Source organism: Neobacillus sp. C211 (assembly GCF_051842875.1).
GTDB lineage: Bacteria > Bacillota > Bacilli > Bacillales > Cytobacillaceae > Neobacillus.
In genome coordinates this window covers 85,131-102,166 of the sequence record NZ_JBPXRO010000007.1, presented here as the reverse complement: position 1 = coordinate 102,166, position 17,036 = coordinate 85,131, and the positions used below count along the sequence as shown (strand labels likewise).

General features: G+C 42.3%; 15 protein-coding genes. 4 read left to right on the top strand and 11 right to left on the bottom strand.

What is annotated here, in order from left to right; all coding sequences use genetic code 11:
* Window positions 1–72: 72 nt before the first annotated feature.
* From ACSU6B_RS08995 to ACSU6B_RS08985, 3 genes are read right to left on the bottom strand one after another with little or no spacing between them, the layout of a single operon-like run.
* Window positions 73–864, bottom strand: coding sequence for a putative hydro-lyase (locus tag ACSU6B_RS08995; protein ID WP_410884514.1), 792 nt, complete (start codon window positions 862–864; stop codon window positions 73–75).
* 33 nt (window positions 865–897) lie between these two features.
* A complete protein-coding gene (locus ACSU6B_RS08990; protein ID WP_410884512.1) occupies window positions 898–2,136 on the bottom strand; it encodes an NRAMP family divalent metal transporter in 1,239 nt (412 codons plus the stop codon).
* Window positions 2,123–2,908, bottom strand: coding sequence for a LamB/YcsF family protein (locus ACSU6B_RS08985; protein WP_410884510.1), 786 nt, complete (start codon window positions 2,906–2,908; stop codon window positions 2,123–2,125). The genes ACSU6B_RS08990 and ACSU6B_RS08985 overlap by 14 nt, the downstream gene beginning before the upstream one ends.
* 266 nt (window positions 2,909–3,174) lie before the next feature.
* Here ACSU6B_RS08985 and pxpB point away from each other — a divergent pair, with 266 nt between their 5' ends.
* Together pxpB and ACSU6B_RS08975 are read left to right on the top strand one after the other, a co-directional pair.
* Window positions 3,175–3,909: a 5-oxoprolinase subunit PxpB gene (pxpB, locus tag ACSU6B_RS08980; protein ID WP_410884508.1), complete on the top strand. Its 735-nt coding sequence runs from the start codon at window positions 3,175–3,177 to the stop codon at window positions 3,907–3,909.
* Window positions 3,906–4,901: a biotin-dependent carboxyltransferase family protein gene (locus ACSU6B_RS08975; protein WP_410884506.1), complete on the top strand. Its 996-nt coding sequence runs from the start codon at window positions 3,906–3,908 to the stop codon at window positions 4,899–4,901. Before pxpB ends, ACSU6B_RS08975 begins: the two co-directional genes overlap by 4 nt.
* A gap of 96 nt (window positions 4,902–4,997) precedes the next feature.
* Here ACSU6B_RS08975 and ACSU6B_RS08970 read toward each other — a convergent pair whose 3' ends face one another.
* The 6 genes from ACSU6B_RS08970 to ACSU6B_RS08945 all read right to left on the bottom strand — a co-directional run bounded on the left by ACSU6B_RS08970 (window position 4,998) and on the right by ACSU6B_RS08945 (window position 11,141).
* Window positions 4,998–5,753: an IclR family transcriptional regulator gene (locus tag ACSU6B_RS08970; protein WP_214997984.1), complete on the bottom strand. Its 756-nt coding sequence runs from the start codon at window positions 5,751–5,753 to the stop codon at window positions 4,998–5,000.
* 112 nt (window positions 5,754–5,865) lie between these two features.
* A complete protein-coding gene (locus ACSU6B_RS08965) occupies window positions 5,866–6,873 on the bottom strand; it encodes a MupG family TIM beta-alpha barrel fold protein (protein WP_410884504.1) in 1,008 nt (335 codons plus the stop codon).
* Window positions 6,870–8,231 carry a PTS transporter subunit EIIC gene (locus ACSU6B_RS08960; protein WP_410884502.1) on the bottom strand — a complete coding sequence of 454 codons (1,362 nt, stop codon included), beginning with the start codon at window positions 8,229–8,231 and terminating at the stop codon, window positions 6,870–6,872. The genes ACSU6B_RS08965 and ACSU6B_RS08960 overlap by 4 nt, the downstream gene beginning before the upstream one ends.
* A gap of 109 nt (window positions 8,232–8,340) precedes the next feature.
* The gene (locus ACSU6B_RS08955) at window positions 8,341–9,195 is read right to left on the bottom strand and encodes a MurR/RpiR family transcriptional regulator (RefSeq protein WP_410884500.1); all 855 of its coding nucleotides are present in this window, start codon (window positions 9,193–9,195) and stop codon (window positions 8,341–8,343) included.
* 23 nt (window positions 9,196–9,218) lie between these two features.
* On the bottom strand, window positions 9,219–10,127 hold the full coding sequence (gene murQ, locus ACSU6B_RS08950) for an N-acetylmuramic acid 6-phosphate etherase (RefSeq protein ID WP_410884498.1): 909 nt from the start codon (window positions 10,125–10,127) through the stop codon (window positions 9,219–9,221).
* Window positions 10,128–10,277: 150 nt separating this feature from the next.
* Complete coding sequence (locus ACSU6B_RS08945) at window positions 10,278–11,141, bottom strand: Cof-type HAD-IIB family hydrolase (protein WP_410884496.1); 864 nt, start codon at window positions 11,139–11,141, stop codon at window positions 10,278–10,280.
* A 190-nt stretch (window positions 11,142–11,331) separates the two neighbouring features.
* Here ACSU6B_RS08945 and glcD point away from each other — a divergent pair, with 190 nt between their 5' ends.
* Together glcD and ACSU6B_RS08935 are read left to right on the top strand one after the other, a co-directional pair.
* Window positions 11,332–12,744, top strand: a complete 1,413-nt coding sequence (glcD, locus tag ACSU6B_RS08940; RefSeq protein ID WP_410884494.1) for a glycolate oxidase subunit GlcD — start codon at window positions 11,332–11,334, stop codon at window positions 12,742–12,744.
* Window positions 12,741–14,063: a (Fe-S)-binding protein gene (locus ACSU6B_RS08935; RefSeq protein WP_410884492.1), complete on the top strand. Its 1,323-nt coding sequence runs from the start codon at window positions 12,741–12,743 to the stop codon at window positions 14,061–14,063. The genes glcD and ACSU6B_RS08935 overlap by 4 nt, the downstream gene beginning before the upstream one ends.
* 104 nt (window positions 14,064–14,167) lie before the next feature.
* Here the strand turns inward: ACSU6B_RS08935 and ACSU6B_RS08930 are convergent, their stop codons facing one another.
* A complete protein-coding gene (locus tag ACSU6B_RS08930; RefSeq protein WP_410884490.1) occupies window positions 14,168–15,373 on the bottom strand; it encodes a helix-turn-helix domain-containing protein in 1,206 nt (401 codons plus the stop codon).
* Between the two features lie 80 nt (window positions 15,374–15,453).
* Window positions 15,454–17,010: a histidine ammonia-lyase gene (gene hutH / locus ACSU6B_RS08925; RefSeq protein ID WP_410884488.1), complete on the bottom strand. Its 1,557-nt coding sequence runs from the start codon at window positions 17,008–17,010 to the stop codon at window positions 15,454–15,456.
* Window positions 17,011–17,036: the final 26 nt, after the last annotated feature.

Sequence of the window (17,036 nt, the reverse complement as noted above, 5' to 3'; positions counted from 1 at the left end):
TGCAGACTCTGTTTATCGCAGGATCTTCTATAAGACTACGAAATATTTTAGCCTTTTATCAATAGATACGTTTTATAGCACACTGAAAGCTTCATCTTTTATATCACTAATGAACATACATCCTGGTGCATGAGTGATCATGATGGAAGGCTTACTTTCCATCGCAACGGCTTGAGGGGTTACACCACAAGCCCAAAATACCGGAACCTCCCCTGGTTTCAAGGACACAGCATCTCCAAAATCAGGTCTTGAAAGATCCATGATGCCTATTTCGCTTGGATTTCCGATATGGATTGGCGCACCATGTACGGCCGGAAAACGAGATGTAATCTGAACGGCACGGATGGCATCCTGCGGTGTCATTGGCCTCATACTAACGACGGTCGGCCCCTCAAACAGGCCTGCTTTTTCACACTTAATATTCGTTTTGTACATCGGAACGTTACAGTTTTCCTCGATATGCCTGACCGGAATACCGCTCTCAAGGAGTGGTGTTTCAAATGTAAAACTGCACCCTAGCAAGAAGCCCACCATGTCGTCTTCCCAATACTCGGCAATATCTGCGACTTCCTCTGTAAAAACACCCTCTCTGTATATACGATATTTCGGGATGTCTTTTCGGATATCTGCCCCTTTGGCAATCAAAGCAGGAACAAATGAGCCAGGCTCCGTCACGTCCAATAAAGGACATGGCTTCGGATTCCGTTGACAAAACAGCAAAAAGTCAAAGGCATGCTCTTTTTTTAAGATCACCAAGTTCGCTTGGGTATACCCTTTTGACATTCCGGCAGTTGGTCCTGTAATCTCTTGCTTCCGAATCAACTCCCTAATTTTTTCCGGCTCCAATGTTTCATAGTTCCCCAAAATGAACCCTCCTAAATTGGTAATCTTATAAAATTACTTAAAAATCAAAGGTAATTGTTCGATCAATGTCACAACACTCAAATAGCCCATTACCACCACAACAAAACAACCCGGAATCGTCAACCATAGCGGATGCTTGTACTCACCTACGATACTTTTCTTGTAGGCCGCAACTAATAATGTACCTAAACCTATTGGCAAAATAAGGGCATTCAATGCTCCAACAATAAGCAAGATTGTTACTGGCCTTCCAACAATGGCAAATGTCGCTGTTGAAATAACGATAAATGCAATAATGACCCAATTTTGGTATTTCTCAATGGTTGGATGAAACGTGCGGATAAAGGAAACCGACGTATACGCCGCTCCTACAACTGATGTTACCGCAGCAGCCCACATGATTACACCAAACATACGGTAACCGACGTCACCTGCAGCTAGTTGGAACACCGAAGCAGGCGGATTCGCTGGATCAATCGCTAGTCCTTTTGTTACAACCCCAAGAACAGCCAAGAATAATGCCACACGCATAATACCGGTAACGAGAATCCCTGTAACAGAGCTTTTTGTAACTGCTGGCAAAGCTTCCACACCTTTGATACCCGCGTCTAATAGACGGTGTCCGCCTGCAAACGTAATATACCCTCCTACCGTACCTCCAACAAGCGTAACGATAGCAAACATGTTAATCTTTTCCGGCATAAACGTATTCACAATCGCCTCTCCAACCGGCGGTGCTGTCGTAAATGCAACGTACAGCATGAGGAGGATCATAACGAACCCTGCGATTTGCGCGAATTTGTCCATTACTTTACCTGCTTCTTTAACCACAAAAATAAAAATCGCTAATAGTGCACTAATCACTGCACCTGTAATAGGATCCCATCCAAGCATGGCATTCAGACCCAATCCAGCGCCAGCTACGTTTCCGATATTAAACGCCAAACCGCCTATGACGATAAGTATGGCCAAGACAACTCCGAGTCCAGGGAACACTTTGTTGGCAATTTCTTGTCCACGCAACCCAGAGACGGCAATGATTCTCCAAATGTTCATTTGTGAAAAAATGTCTAATAATAATGAAATTAAAATAACAAAGGCAAAGCTTGCAGCCAACTGCTGTGTAAATACAGTCGTTTGGGTCAAAAATCCAGGTCCGATCGATGAAGTCGCCATTAAAAATGCCGCACCGAGTAAGACACTTCTACTTACCTTCTTTTGCTTAGAAGCTTTGACATCTTTTTGTGGAACATCAAATTTAGGATTTTCCATAGTAAACCTCCAAGTTACTGATTGCATCTACCGTAATATTGTTCTTTTCTAATGTTTCGTTAATATATTTGGCAAAGGCTAGGGCGTGCGTACCATCACCGTGAATACAAATGGTATCTGCACGCAGCGAAACTTCTGTTTTTTGCTGGGATACTACTTTTCCTTCTGTCACCATTTTCACAATTTGCGCAACAGATTGTTCTTGATCTGTAATCAGCGCATCCATTTGTGAGCGAGAAGTCAAAGACCCGTCCGCTTGATACGTACGATCTGCAAATACCTCATGTGCCGTGCGTAAACCGATCTTCTCTCCGGCTTTTGTCAATTCACTGCCGGCAAGGCCGAATAATATTAAGGACGGGGATACATCATAAACCGCTTGGGCAATGGCCTCGGCAAGTTTTCGATCCTTGGCAGCCATGTTGTACAAAGCACCATGGGGTTTTACATGCTGCATTTTTTCATTGAACGTCATTAAAAATCCTTGCAATGCCCCAATTTGGTAGACGACCATGTCATATCCTTCTTGAGGTGTAATAGCCATTTCCCTTCGCCCGAATCCGTTTAAATCTGGCAAACCAGGATGTGCTCCAACTTTGACCCCATTAGCAATGGCCATCTTTACCGTTTCTCTCATTACACTTGGGTCTCCGCTATGAAAACCGCAAGCAATATTTGCCGATGTAACGTATTTCAAAATTTCTTCCTGCTCCCCAAGCTTGTACCGTCCAAAACTCTCCCCTAAATCACAATTCAAATCCACTTGAAACATGTTTCTCCCCTCCATCTCATTACTCGTCCCCTTCAGAAGAGCGCTTTCATCTTTATTTAGTTTCGATATTCGGAACTCTAGTTTTAAAACTTAAACCAATTCTAGCATAAATATTTTCAATTGAATATAATTATACGAAAATTATAAATATCATAATATTCCATATTTATAGTCTTGTATTTAAATTTGTATAAACTATAATATTGATAGTATCCGTTTAACAGAACCTAGTTACCGAAATTCGAAACTTAGAGGAGCTAATTATAATGGCCCATCATAAAAATAATGTTATCTTAAGGCCTTTAGGGGATTCTGCTCTTGTGATTCAGTTAGGCGATGGAATGAGCCCCGCCATCCATGAAAAAGTGAAAAATCTATCCAACTTATTAGAAAAAAAGCCGTTTACAGGATTCATGGAATCTGTACCGTCTTATAATAGCTTGACCATTTATTACAATCCTGTTGCCGTCTATTTGTCCAACCCAGATAAAGAAGCAACAAGTCCTTATAAAAAAGTAAGCACCTTCATTTTGGCGTTACTAGATCAATTAGGAACGAGTGAAAAACCTGAACAACGGCTAATAACCATCCCAGTCTTGTACGGAGGAGAATTTGGTCCAGATTTAGAGTATGTAGCAACGTATCATGGACTTTCTGTTGAAAAAGTAATTGAAATTCATTCGTCAGCTGATTACTTAGTCTATATGATTGGCTTTGCTCCAGGTTTTCCGTTCATGGGGGGAATGGACGAAAGGATTGCCACACCACGTAAAGATTCACCCCGCCTGGCCATCGTGCCGGGATCTGTTGGAATTGCTGGAAAACAAACAGGCATCTACCCGCTGGAAACACCAGGAGGATGGCAAATTATCGGGCGCACCCCGCTTGATTTGTTTCTTCCCGAGCTTTCACCGCCAACGATGTTACAGTCTGGAGATAGAATCCGCTATGTACCAATTACACATGAAGAGTATGCTGCCTATAGGGAGATGAAACAATGAGCATTAAAGTGCTTCATCCTGGATTATTGACTACAATCCAAGATTTAGGGAGATTCGGTTCACAAAAATTCGGGGTACTCGTAAGTGGTGCCATGGATCCTATTTCTCTTAGAGTCGCAAATTTACTCGTGGGAAATAACGAAGGAGAAGGTGCACTTGAAGTTACCCTGTTTGGGACAACTCTCGAATTTGAAACAGATGAGTTAATTGCGATTACAGGCGGTGACCTTCAGCCTAAAATTGACGGGAAGGAAGCACCGATGTGGCGGCCCGTCCTGATCCGCAAAGGTTCTATTTTAAAATTTAAATCCGCCATTAAGGGATGCAGGGCGTACGTGGCCTTGGCTGGTGGAATCGATATTCCCGAAGTGATGGGAAGTAAAAGCACATATCTTCGCGCGGCGATTGGAGGGTTTCACGGCAGAGCATTACAAAAAGGGGATGTGTTTGAGAGCGGAACCTTCAATAGAATCAGTCGGGCATTCGTTCATCAGCTCGAAAAAATGACTACTCATTTTCCATGGTCAGTCAACTATACAAAATTTATATCATTTAATAAAACACAAACGATAAGGGTTTTACGAGGGGCTGAGTTCGAGCGTTTCGATACGGCTAGTCAACAAACATTTTTTTCGGATCGGTACACGTTAACCACTCAGGCGGATCGGATGGGCTATCGGTTGGAAGGAGAATCACTCAACTTATCAGAAAAATTTGAGCTGCTATCAGAAGGAGTTACGTACGGGACCATTCAAGTACCTTCAAACGGACAGCCGATTATTTTAATGGCAGATCGACAAACGACTGGAGGATATCCCAAAATCGGTCAAGTCATTTCCGTCGACCTGCCTTGTTTGGCCCAGATGCAGCCTAACGCTAACATGGAGTTCAAGGAAGTTTCGCTTGAACAAGCAGAAATAGAACTAATCATGCAAGGGCAGAAGCTCCGTAAATTAGCGTTAGGCATTCGCTTTAAAGCACTTTATGAATGAGAGTACAGGTGCAGATGAAAATGTAGCTTCAAATCGTATGAACGGGGCGGTCTCTACATCAAACTGTGTGTTGATGCAGAGACCGCCCCGTTCTTTTCATTTTGTATAGCCTAATCGCATCGATATTTCCTCTGCAACTTTTTTCACTTTCTTCGCATATTTCTCAATGTTATCACCTTGATAATTCGCTTCAATGCCCGCTATACTAATGCCCGCTATCACTTCACCTAGGTGATTAAAAATGGGGGAGGCAATCGCAGATGTATGGTTTTCCAATTCAGAATGGCTGATGGTGTATCCATCGATTCTCGCCTGTTTTATGGTTTCATAAATTCTCTCTTTGTCAGTAATTGTCCCTTGTGCAAACGATTTGAGCTCAGTTGATTCGAGATATTCCTGCACTTCTAAATCAGGTAAAAAGGACAAGATCGCACGTGGACAGGCCCCAGCATAAAGGGGACTTTTCCTTCCAATCGCAGTATACAGACGAACCTTTTGTTTTGTGTCAATTTTCTCGATATAGATGGCTTCGTTCCCTTCTCTAACAATTAAGTTAATGGCTTCCTTAATATCATTATGTAATTCAACCATAAATGGGTAGGCAATCTGACGTAGGTCAATCCTCGCCAAAACCAGATGGCCAAATTTGAGAAACAAAAGTCCAAGTCTGTACTTCAAATCACTTCCTTTTTCTACAAACCCCATTTCCTCTAACGACGAGAGCATTCGATAGACTGAAGTTTTTGGAATTCCTGATAGATCAATAATTTCTTGAAATGATAATTCGGAATGCTCTATAAATAGATTTAATACATCCATCGAACGGACAACTGTTTTATTTTTGTTGTTCATTAATTGTAATCTCCTTCTCAAACACCATTCCACAGTATATATAAAAATAATTCTACACGATAAATTCAGACATTCAAACAGAAAAAGACCAAGGGAAATCCCTTGGTTTTAATCAAACTCGAATTAGTTTTACGATGTGACCCGGTTGCAGGAAGGAAAGCAAAGGTAAATCCGCCTCCACTACCCTTCCAACCACATTAACTCGCTTATCGGACGGTAGGTCATGACGCGTGATTTGGACCTCTCCGCGATATCGTCCATAGTGGTCATTGTCTCTCGTAATCGTCCCCACCGGCCGTGCCACCGTATTCTCAGCGACGACCGAGCCTGAACTTCTCGTATCCATAAGCCGGAGAACGTCACGGGAAAAATCAGGGCGAAGCCGGAACTCCCCTTCTTGAAACCCTTCCACTCGGAGCGAAACCCGACCAAAACGGTCTAATTCCATTAATTTACTAAGAAGCTCCTCACTTACCTCGGGATCGCCTATATAGACATCCACAACACCAGCCCGGAACAACTCCAATGCAGCCAAATACGGATCGACTTCACGATGCGCTTCCAAGGTGGGCAGCCCTTCAAACAGAGGGCCGCGTTTCTCACCGTCTCCTGGAATATACGCACTTACTGGAATACCATACCGTCTAAAAAGTTCATTCTGTGATTCAAAGAACGATTCAGATAAGCCCGTTTCACGCCTTGGATAGAAATTATGCCAAGCCAGCAGCTGACCAGCCTCTAACCCGCCCTCAAGGAGAGCATCCACATCTTTCTCAAATAAAATACTGGCATTGAGAGCAAGTTTGAATTCCTTAGCCAGGGTCAAAATCGTATCATTTTCAAAAAAGTCATCCAAACGCAAACCGATGACTCCTAAGGATTTTAACGCAGATAAGCTTTTTAATCCTAAATGGGCAGGTGTTCGTGCCGATACATCCGCATAAACCTCTATTCCAGCTTCTTTTGCTGCTTTAAGCAACGATTTCGCGCGGCCCGCTAAATCGCCTGCCTCTTCAGGGATGTGAAGCGACGTAAACGCCCGCCTCACACCCATTTTTCCTGCGAACCTAATCCGTTCTTCTGCTAAAGGGTCATTTAAATAGAAGGAAATACCGATCAATCAAACTCACCGGCCATGTCATCATTGAAGCCAAATAAATAGGTGAACAAGAAACCAGCAGCATAAGAAATTAACACACCAAGCAGGTAAAGCAGGACTTGGCCAGAAACCACTAGGAAGGCAAGCGGTAAACCAGATACACCGACTGCAATCGTCGCTACATGGAAGACAGCCTGGAACGCTCCGCCAACACCCGCACCTAAGCAAGCAGTTAAGAATGGACGGCCTAATGGTAAGGTCACACCGAAAATAAGTGGTTCGCCAATTCCAAGAATTCCTGCAGGCAGCCCCCCGCCAATCGCTCTTTTTAAGCGTTTTTTCTTCGTCTTAAAGTAAATTGCAAACGCAGCTCCGACTTGTGCTGCACCACCCATAGCCAAGATTGGCAGAAGCGGGTCATTTCCAAGCGTATTAATTAACTCCAAGTGAATTGGTGTTAAGCCTTGATGTAAACCAGTGACAACGAGCGGCAGGAAGGTTGCACCAAGCACAAAGCCAGCCACGACACCACCCACATCAAGCAGCGAAGTTAATCCTTTTGTAATCGCATCTGAAACGAAACCACCAAGCGGCATAAAAACAAGATAAGTTACAATACCAGTAAGCAATAAAGCAACCGTTGGCGTGATAAACAGGTCAAGCGATTGTGGAACATAACGACGAACTCGTTTTTCGACAAGGGCAATAAAGATGGCTGCAAAGAGAACTCCAATTAAGCCGCCCCGTCCAGGAAGTAAAGCGGTATCAAACAATTTGATTCCTGCAACAGCTGGGTTAATGATTAAAATACCGGCAATCGCCCCAAGTGCGGGTGAACCACCGAATTCTTTCGCTGCATTGGTACCAACTAAAATACCAAGGTAACCAAATAAACCGCTTCCAATCACGGACAAGATGGTCGCAAGTTGGGAATCTGCAGCTAACCATCCCGCTTGGACGATTGCTTTGGTGATCCCAGTAATCAATCCGGAAGCGACAAGTGCTGGGATTAATGGAATGAAAATACTTGATATTTTTCGTAAAAATAACTTAAATGGCGTGGCATTCTTTTTGTTAATTTCAGCCTTTTTGCTGGCTGCCTTTTCTTTCAAATCGATTCCGCCAGCAGCATCTATCAATCTACCAAACTCTTCTGTCACCCTGTTTACTTTTCCAGGGCCTAAGATAATTTGAAGTGTTTCTTCCTCTACCACTCCCATGACTCCGTCTATTTTCTTAATGGCTGCTTGGTTGACAATCGAATCATCCTTCGGTGTCACACGAAGTCTTGTCATACAATGAGTATAATTTTCAATATTCGCTGGGCCGCCTAATTGTTCAAGAATCTTTTCTGCTAAAATTTTATTCTCTCCAGACATGCTAATTCCCCTTCTCTCTGTTGTTTTTTCAAAAGTGAACTTCTTATTCCAAGTCAGTATTGCAGGACGATAAGAGATGGAATGGTGTTCACATCACCTCCTGAAAGGATTATTTCCCTTCTTTAATAAACCGGATCGCTTCTCTTGTTTTATCAATGGAATGAATCGTATCCTCATATTGAACGGTTGCCATCGATAAAAACAAAATATCCATGATATATAACTGCGCAAGGCGTGATGAAGTGGCTGCACTTCGAAACGGAGCCTCACCCGAATATGCGGTAAACAATTTAATATCTGCCAAAGCAGAGACCGATGATTGCCCATATTTCGTTAAACTAATTGTTTTAACCCCGCGCTCTTTTGCGAGTGCCATAACTTTAATCACCTCAGGTGTCTCTCCTGAGTGGGAAATTCCAAACACCAGATCATCCTTATTGGCATTGGCAATCAATGTAGCAACAAGATGTGTATCCGAAAAAGCGGTTGCGTTTTTATGAACCCTAAGGAGCTTTTGCTGTGCGTCCCTAGCGATAATATTTGAAGCCCCAATTCCAAAAAAATGAACATTTTTAGCAGTCGACAAGGTGTGCACAGCACGTTCCAATTCATCGTAATTGATTATCTCTTCCGAGTCGCGGATGCTTTGGATGCTATTACTTGTTGTCTTCTGAGCGATAGAGAAAAAAGATTCACCAGGCTCGATGTCACGGTACCCTTGTTCAACTGGTTTCACTAGATCCCCAGCAATTCGTACTTTTAAATCTTGAAAACCGTTTAAGCCCAAGGACTTACACAGCCGAATAACAGCAGCACCACTTGTATTAGCCTGCAATCCGATGTCATGAACGGTACTGTTTAAAATCGCTTGAGGATTATCAAGAATAAATTCAGCAATTTTCCGCTCGGAAGCTGGAAGCTGTTCCAGCATATTTTGAATCATTTTTAATCCGCCTGCTGCCACACCAAAGACCACCTTTTTTTAAATTACTCTTCCACGTTTTGGATTGCTTTTTTTACATAGCCATTCGCTTCTGTTAATAATCGTTCAGCTTCTTGTTTATTTCTATTCGTTTTTATCATGACGATTGCCGTTTTAACTTGTAGATCTGATGCCTCTAGTGTTTCCAAAGCCTGTTGATAGGAAACCCCGGTAATTTTACGGATGATGCCGATCGCTCGTTCCTTCAATTTTTGGTTGCTCACATGAACATCGACCATTAAATTCTCATAGGCTTTTCCTAAAAGAATCATCGAAGAAGTTGAAATCATGTTCAAAATCATTTTATGGGCGGTCCCTGATTTCAAGCGAGTTGAACCAGTTAGTACCTCTGGACCGACAATTACTTCGATGCTTTGGTCGGCTTCCTTACTAATCGCCGCATTTTTATTGCAGGAAAGTGCAACGGTTTTCGCCCCAATGCTTCGTGCATATCGAAGTGCCCCTATGACATAAGGTGTCCGCCCACTGGCTGCAATCCCAATCACGGTATCATCTTTTGTCAGACCCAATTCCTTCAAATCGGCTACACCAAGATCAGGCTGATCCTCTGCTCCTTCGACTGCTTTCAAAAAGGCTCCTTCTCCCCCTGCCATAATCCCTTGGACCATTTCATGGTCCGTGCTGAAGGTAGGCGGACATTCGACTGCATCTAGAACTCCTAATCTTCCGCTCGTGCCTGCACCTAAATAAATGAGGCGCCCGCCGTTTTTAAAGGATTCAAACACAAATTGAACCGCTGCCTCCACATCTGGTAACACATCCTTGACCGCTAATGCGACCAGTTGATCTTGCTCATTCATGATTTGTAATATTTCGATTGGATTTGCTGTATCTATTTGCATCGACTGTTCATTTCGTGATTCTGTCGTTAATAATTCAAGATTTTCTGCCATTTTTTTAGATCCTCCTGTAAGTCTTTTCTGAGGTGAAAACGGTTACCCGTACATTTATTATATTACATATGAAATAATATTTCAAGATTTTTATTAAAATAATGAAATGTTATTTCAAAACACTATTGTACTGAAATGTTTATTTGGACATTATTCAAGCAAATAGCGGCGGATCGCTTTCGCAACCCCTGCTTCATAATTATTTCCAGTCACTTGATCCGCTAATTGTCTCACCTTTTCGGGCGCATTTCCCATCGCAATTCCAAGGCCGGCAACCGAGAGCATGAGGGCGTCATTGTAATTATCACCAATCGCAGCCGTTTGAGAGAGTGGAATCTTCAGCTGCTCGGTCAGTTTCATAAGGGCAGACGCCTTTGTCACACCAGTGGGGGTAATTTCTAAATTAACAAAGTTAAAACTGCTGCTAATTTCCATATCGACGCTCTGTTCCTTCAGGAGTTTGGTAAAATCATCCAGCCTATTCCCATCATCAAAGACAGCAATTTTTGTAATGTTCGGCTCTTGTTCCTTTACGTATCGGTAAAAGTCCTCAACCACTTTCACCTGACACTTTTCTCGAAAACTTTGACAATGTTGGCGTTCTCCTCCTGATTTTTCAAGGGTAGGGATGTTATTTTCGATCCAGTTCTCGTTCCATTTATTCACCTGTGGGACCAGGAGCGTATCCCCCTCGTAAAAGTGGGCATAGATGCCCTCCGACTCACATAATTCCCAAAAGCTCAACAGCGGCTCGTATTGAAAAACTGATTGCTCGCTGACCTCTCCATTTTCATCGAACATTATCGCCCCATTGTATGCAATGATTGGCTCCCCCTCAAGCCCAATCGTACGGGCAATCCATTGGGTTGAAAGCGGGGAACGCCCGCTGCAAATTACGACTTTCCCCCCTCGTTTGCGGTATTCGTGGATTGCCTCAATTGTTTCCACATCAATCTCTTTTTCATCGTTTAATAATGTGCCGTCCAAGTCCGTCGCTAATAGTAGATATTTCACCTATTATTTCCCCTTTGTAATTTTATTTTATTTCTAATATAATATTACTGAAATTTAATTTCAAATTATAGTGGTGCCTGACACCACTTTTTTAGGACGGAAATTTATATAATATTCTGATTTTCAAACAAGAATCACCTATACTGTAAGAAACATTAAAATAGATAAAACAATGAAATGGGGAAACCAAATGCTCTCGAATACAGTGAAAGAAAAACTAATTTCCATTGTAGCCAAGGAAAACTTCGATGATTCCCAAGTCGAACGCTTAGTTTACTCATATGATGCCACACCGAACTTTCAGTCGATGCCTGATGCGGTCATCAGCCCGAGGAATACGGCAGAAGTTTCTCAAATCCTAAAGGTATGTAATGAGCATAAGGTTCCGATTGTTCCGCGCGGTTCCGGGACCAACCTTTGTGCTGGGACATGCCCAACCGAGGGCGGGATTGTCATGCTTTTTAAGCATATGAACCAAATCCTTGAAATTGATGAGGAAAATTTAACGGTCACCGTTCAGCCTGGTGTCATTACCCTCGATCTGATTAATAAGGTAGAAGAAAAAGGGCTGTTCTATCCGCCCGATCCAAGCTCGATGAAGATTTCGACGATTGGCGGAAATATCAATGAGAACTCCGGTGGGTTGCGCGGGCTTAAATACGGGGTGACACGCGATTATGTCATCGCCCTTGAAGTCGTTCTGCCAAATGGCGACATCATCAGGACCGGCGGAAAGCTGGCAAAGGATGTTGCTGGCTATGATTTAACCCGGCTATTTGTTGGATCTGAAGGCACTTTAGTGGTCATTACCGAGGCCACACTCAAATTGATTCCGATGCCGGAGACGAAACAAACGATGCTTGCCCTTTACCAAGATCTATCCGCTGCTGCAAACTCTGTTTCAAAAATCATTGCTAATAAAATTATTCCTACAACACTAGAGTTCCTTGACCAGCCAACCTTAAAGGTGGTTGAGGAATTTGCTCAAATCGGTCTGCCTACCAATGTAAAGGCCGTTCTTTTAATCGAGCAAGACGGCCCACCTGAAGTGGTCGAGCGTGATTTAATTAAAATGGCGGAAGTTTGTAAGCAAGAAAATGCGGTTTCGATTCAAGTCGCCGCTTCTGAGGCAGAAGCGGACGCACTTAGAACAGCACGACGGGCCGCCCTTTCTGCGATTGCACGCTTAAAACCGACGACCATACTCGAGGACGCGACGGTTCCTAGATCAGAAATTGCCAATATGGTGCAGGCGATCAATGAGATAACTGAAAAATACCAACTGACCATTTGTACGTTTGGCCACGCCGGAGATGGAAACCTCCATCCAACCTGTGCAACAGATGCAAGAAATCATGAAGAAATGGAACGGGTCGAAAAAGCATTTGAGGAAATTTTTGAAAAAGCGATTGATTTGGGCGGAACGATTACCGGGGAACATGGAGTCGGCGCGATGAAAGCCCCCTACCTTGAATGGAAATTGAAAGAAGAAGGAATTGCAGCAATGAAATCTATTAAAAGCGCGTTTGACCCAAATAACATCATGAATCCTGGGAAGGTTTTTGCCAAAGACAGCAAGAAACGCGTGGTGATTACAAGATGACAACCGTGAAAGAAAAACAAACGATTCAAGAACAATTTAAAGCGCGGATGAATGAAGATGAACTGCTTAACTGTATGCGCTGCGGCTTTTGCTTGCCAACCTGTCCGACCTATATTGAATCAGGCTACAAAGAATCTCATTCTCCAAGAGGCCGGATCGCACTAATGAAAGCCGTTGTGGATGGGCTGATTGAGCCGGATGAGGATTTTGAGCGCTCGCTTGAACTCTGTCTTGGCTGCCGTGCCTGTGAACCGGTCTGTCCATCCGGCGTGAATTATGGCCATTTACTCGAAGAGGCAAGGGACATTATCCATCAAAACAAAAAGCACTCTCTGCCAGCCCGGATTGTCAGAAAAACCGTTTTTCAAGAGCTGTTCCCGCACCAGAACCGTATACGCGGGGTGGTCGGTTTAATCGGATTTTATCAGCGCTCCGGCATTCAAACGATTGCTCGAAAAATCGGCTTTTTAGGCCTGTTACCAGACCAATTAGCGGCAATGGAAAAAGTATTGCCAAATGTGCCAACGATGAAAGAGATGAAAAATCGGCCCACCTATTTACCAGCAATAGCTGAGAAGGTACACAGAGTTGCTTTTTTCAGCGGCTGTTTAATGGACACGATGTTCCTGAAGTCAAACGATGCCACCATGAAGCTGCTGCAAAAAGCCGGCTGTGAAGTGGTGATTCCGCAAAATCAAACCTGCTGCGGTGCGCTCCACGGTCATAGTGGAGAAAAAGATGCAGCAAAAGACTTAGCCAAACGGAATATTAGGGCCTTTGAAGACCTTAACGTTGATTTCATCATTACCAACGCCGGCGGATGCGGCGCCTTCTTAGTCGATTATGATCATTTACTGAAAGATGATCCTGCTTGGAAAGACCGCGCTAGAGACTTTAAGGAAAAGATAAAGGATATTTCCGAAATATTAGCAGCCATCGATTTTCATAAAAAGGTACCATTGAAACTTCCTGCGCAGGTGATCACCTACCAGGACTCTTGTCACCTAAGAAATGGCATGAAAACAGCCGCCTCACCAAGAAGACTCCTTCAAGCCATCCAAGGGGCAGAATATAAAGAAATGAAGGATGCCGATCGCTGCTGCGGTTCGGCCGGGATTTATAATATTGTCGAATCAGAGATGTCGATGGTAATGCTCGACGCAAAAATGATTGAGGCCAAAGCGACACACGCAACGACGATTGTCACCGCAAATCCCGGCTGCCTATTACAGATGCAGCTTGGCATTGAACGGGAAGGCTTGTCCTCTACAATGCGTGCGGTCCATATCGTGGACTTATTAGTTGAAGCGATGAAATAAGACTTGAATGTGATTTTCAAAAAGACGATCCGTTTTTTTAGTAGAATAATAAAAGAAAGCCTTTCATATACAGGATTCAAACCTTGTTATATGAAAGGCTTTCTTTATGGAGTTGCGGTCTGAACTCTTGCTAATCGATAATCTGAAGGACTAAACTGCATATACTTTTTAAACATGCGGCTAAAATAATTGGCATCATGGAATCCTATTTTGGCAGCAATCTCACTTATTGGTAAATCAGTCATTTCTAAATACGACAAAGACATGTCAATTCTCATTCGATTTAAATAATCAATCAAACTAATCCCTACTTCTTTTTTAAACAAATGACTAAAATGATGCCGGCTTAAGCAGCAATATTGTGCTATTTCAATCAGCGAAATACTCTTCTGATGGTGTTCTTTAATATAACCGATAGCTTGTTGAATGACAGGACTTACTTCATTTAAATTCGTGGTTACTGATTGCTCGATAAGCCAAACCGCATATTCACAAACCTGATTGACAGATTTATCGTAACGAATAATATGATACAAGTTTTGAATAAAATTAGTATTATTTGAATGGATGGTTATTGCATTTGCACCTGAATCTATCACCCATTTAGACAATAATAAGACAATGGACACTACTTCTGTTTTGAAAATATCCTCATTAAAATGACTAGCCACAGCTAATTTTTCCAGGAGGCTTTTCAAATTTTGAATGGTCCCTTCTACATCCCCAATTTTAACAAGCGCCAGCAGCTCTGCCTTTTCTTCATTAAACGGATTGATTACTGGCTCCTCGTTATTTCGTTTCATTTCACAATGAAAGATTAATTGATTACCTTGAAAAAAGCGGCCTGACATGGATTTCCTTGCTTCTAAAAACGATTGGTAAAGCGAATATGGATCCTGATAATATCGTCCAATCCCTATGGATACTGACAGGTCAATAGAGTTAGTAGCAAGTTGGATTTCTTTTGCCATATGAACCATTTTTCTATTAAACTCATTTACTGAATCCTGTTCCTCTAATTCTAAAAGAAGAGCTAGAACTCCCTCTTCAATCCAATTCCACAGAAAAGGAATACGTACGGTTTCCTCAATTTTTCCCACTAGCTGCTGGCCAACTTTTTTTCTCCACTCCAAAGAATTCCCGTTTGCGCTTGCTATATCTGGATAACGATCAATTGAAATAATCATAACTAAATGTGGATGAATAGAAATCCCGAATTTTTGTTGTAACTCTGCAAATGTCCCTTCATGAACAAGCGTTCCTGAGAGTAGAAGATGCGAAAAAGCAGCGCTGATTGGATCTTGCTTCATAATCATTCCCCTCGTTCATCCTGTCTTTCTAAGTTAAAGAAAAAGAAGAAGCTTCCTGTGGCTTCCTCCTTAAAGAATTATTATTCTATTTCTCCAATTAACTCTTCGACTAATGAGACGATTTCTCCTTCTTGAATATAATGGAAAATGATTTCAATATCAGGATGGAAAAATCTGTCCTCTTGTACAGTTGGAATTTTCTCTCGAATAAACTGATGAACTTTTCCAGTGACGATTGATGGATTCAATGTTTCATAGAAATCTAAAGCCTGCGTGGCAAGCATCAGTTCAATCGCTAAAATATATTGAAGTTTCTTTGAAATTTGATAAGCTTTTTTAGCAGCAAAATAAGCAAAACTCACCACATCTTCTTGATTCGCAGAAGTAGGGACATTATCAATGGTAGCTGGATGAGAAAGAACTCTGATTTCATTTAATAATCCGGCAGCCGTATACTGTGGAATCATATAGCCATTATTCAAACCGGGATTAGCAACTAAGAAGTTTGGTAGTTCACTTACATGATAATTCACTAATCGATCAATCCGACGTTCAGCTATCTTCCCTAAGTTAGCCATCGCGATACACATGGAATCTGCATCCATTCCAATGAAGGAGCCATCGAAGTTTCCTCCCATAAGAGCAATTCCATCATCACCTTCAGGCCAGATGATTGGGTTATCACAGGTCGACTTCATTTCATTCATTAAGTTATCCAAAGTATTTTTCAATACCATCTTTACGGCACCATGGACTTGTGGAATACAGCGTAGACTTAGAGCATCTTGTAATCGATAATCTTTGTACTGTTCAACAATTTCACTACCACTCAGAATTCTCACTAAATTTCGAGCTGTTTTCCCCTGTTCCTCGTGTTTTTTTACGGAATGGAGGCGAGGATCAAAAGCTTTTATGGTTCCTTTTAACGACTCAAACGACATAGCTCCCGAAATATCTGCGGTCTTCACAGCTTGAATTGCATTGTATAAGGCGAGAGCCGCAAACGCTGTAACGGAAGTTGTACCATTTATAAGGGCCAGTCCCTCTTTACAACCTAAAATAACTGGTTTTAATCCTGCTTTCTCTAACGCATCACAACCTGATAGGAGTTCGCCGTTATACCACGCTTTTCCTTCACCCATTAATACTAAAGCGATGTGGGCTTCAGGAGAAAGATAGGCCACTGAACCATCACCGGGAACAATCGGTAATATATCATGATTTAATAATCCGGCCATTAGTTCTAAAACCTCTAAACTAACTCCTGAAAATCCATGCCCTAAATGGTTTAGGATCATTAGCTGAATCGCTCTAACCACTTCTCTTTCCAGTGGCTCTCCGACCGAAACCGCATGAGATCGAACAATATTTCGTTGTAGTATTTCTGCATCGTTCTTCGAAATAACTTCTGTTACATTACTGCCAAATCCGGTTGTCACTCCATAAATTGCGCGCTCTTCTTTTAAAAACTTTTCTATCAATCCTCGTGATGCTTTTACCCTGTTATAATACGTTTCTGTAAATGAAACTATCGCTGAATATCTAGCAACAGCGATCACCTCATGAAGCGAAAGCTCATGATCTCCAAGAATAACCTCTTTTATATCCTTTGGGTGTAAGTATTCATTCTTGATCATCTAAAACACCTCTTTATCCAAAATAA

Coding starts and splice junctions, on each gene's coding strand:
- ACSU6B_RS08990 (WP_410884512.1), bottom strand. CDS start 2,136: ATGGAAAATCCTAAATTTGATGTTCCACAAAAAGATGTCAAAGCTTCT.
- ACSU6B_RS08985 (WP_410884510.1), bottom strand. CDS start 2,908: ATGTTTCAAGTGGATTTGAATTGTGATTTAGGGGAGAGTTTTGGACGG.
- pxpB (WP_410884508.1), top strand. CDS start 3,175: ATGGCCCATCATAAAAATAATGTTATCTTAAGGCCTTTAGGGGATTCT.
- ACSU6B_RS08975 (WP_410884506.1), top strand. CDS start 3,906: ATGAGCATTAAAGTGCTTCATCCTGGATTATTGACTACAATCCAAGAT.
- ACSU6B_RS08970 (WP_214997984.1), bottom strand. CDS start 5,753: ATGAACAACAAAAATAAAACAGTTGTCCGTTCGATGGATGTATTAAAT.
- ACSU6B_RS08960 (WP_410884502.1), bottom strand. CDS start 8,231: ATGTCTGGAGAGAATAAAATTTTAGCAGAAAAGATTCTTGAACAATTA.
- murQ (WP_410884498.1), bottom strand. CDS start 10,127: ATGGCAGAAAATCTTGAATTATTAACGACAGAATCACGAAATGAACAG.
- glcD (WP_410884494.1), top strand. CDS start 11,332: ATGCTCTCGAATACAGTGAAAGAAAAACTAATTTCCATTGTAGCCAAG.
- ACSU6B_RS08935 (WP_410884492.1), top strand. CDS start 12,741: ATGACAACCGTGAAAGAAAAACAAACGATTCAAGAACAATTTAAAGCG.
- ACSU6B_RS08930 (WP_410884490.1), bottom strand. CDS start 15,373: ATGAAGCAAGATCCAATCAGCGCTGCTTTTTCGCATCTTCTACTCTCA.
- hutH (WP_410884488.1), bottom strand. CDS start 17,010: ATGATCAAGAATGAATACTTACACCCAAAGGATATAAAAGAGGTTATT.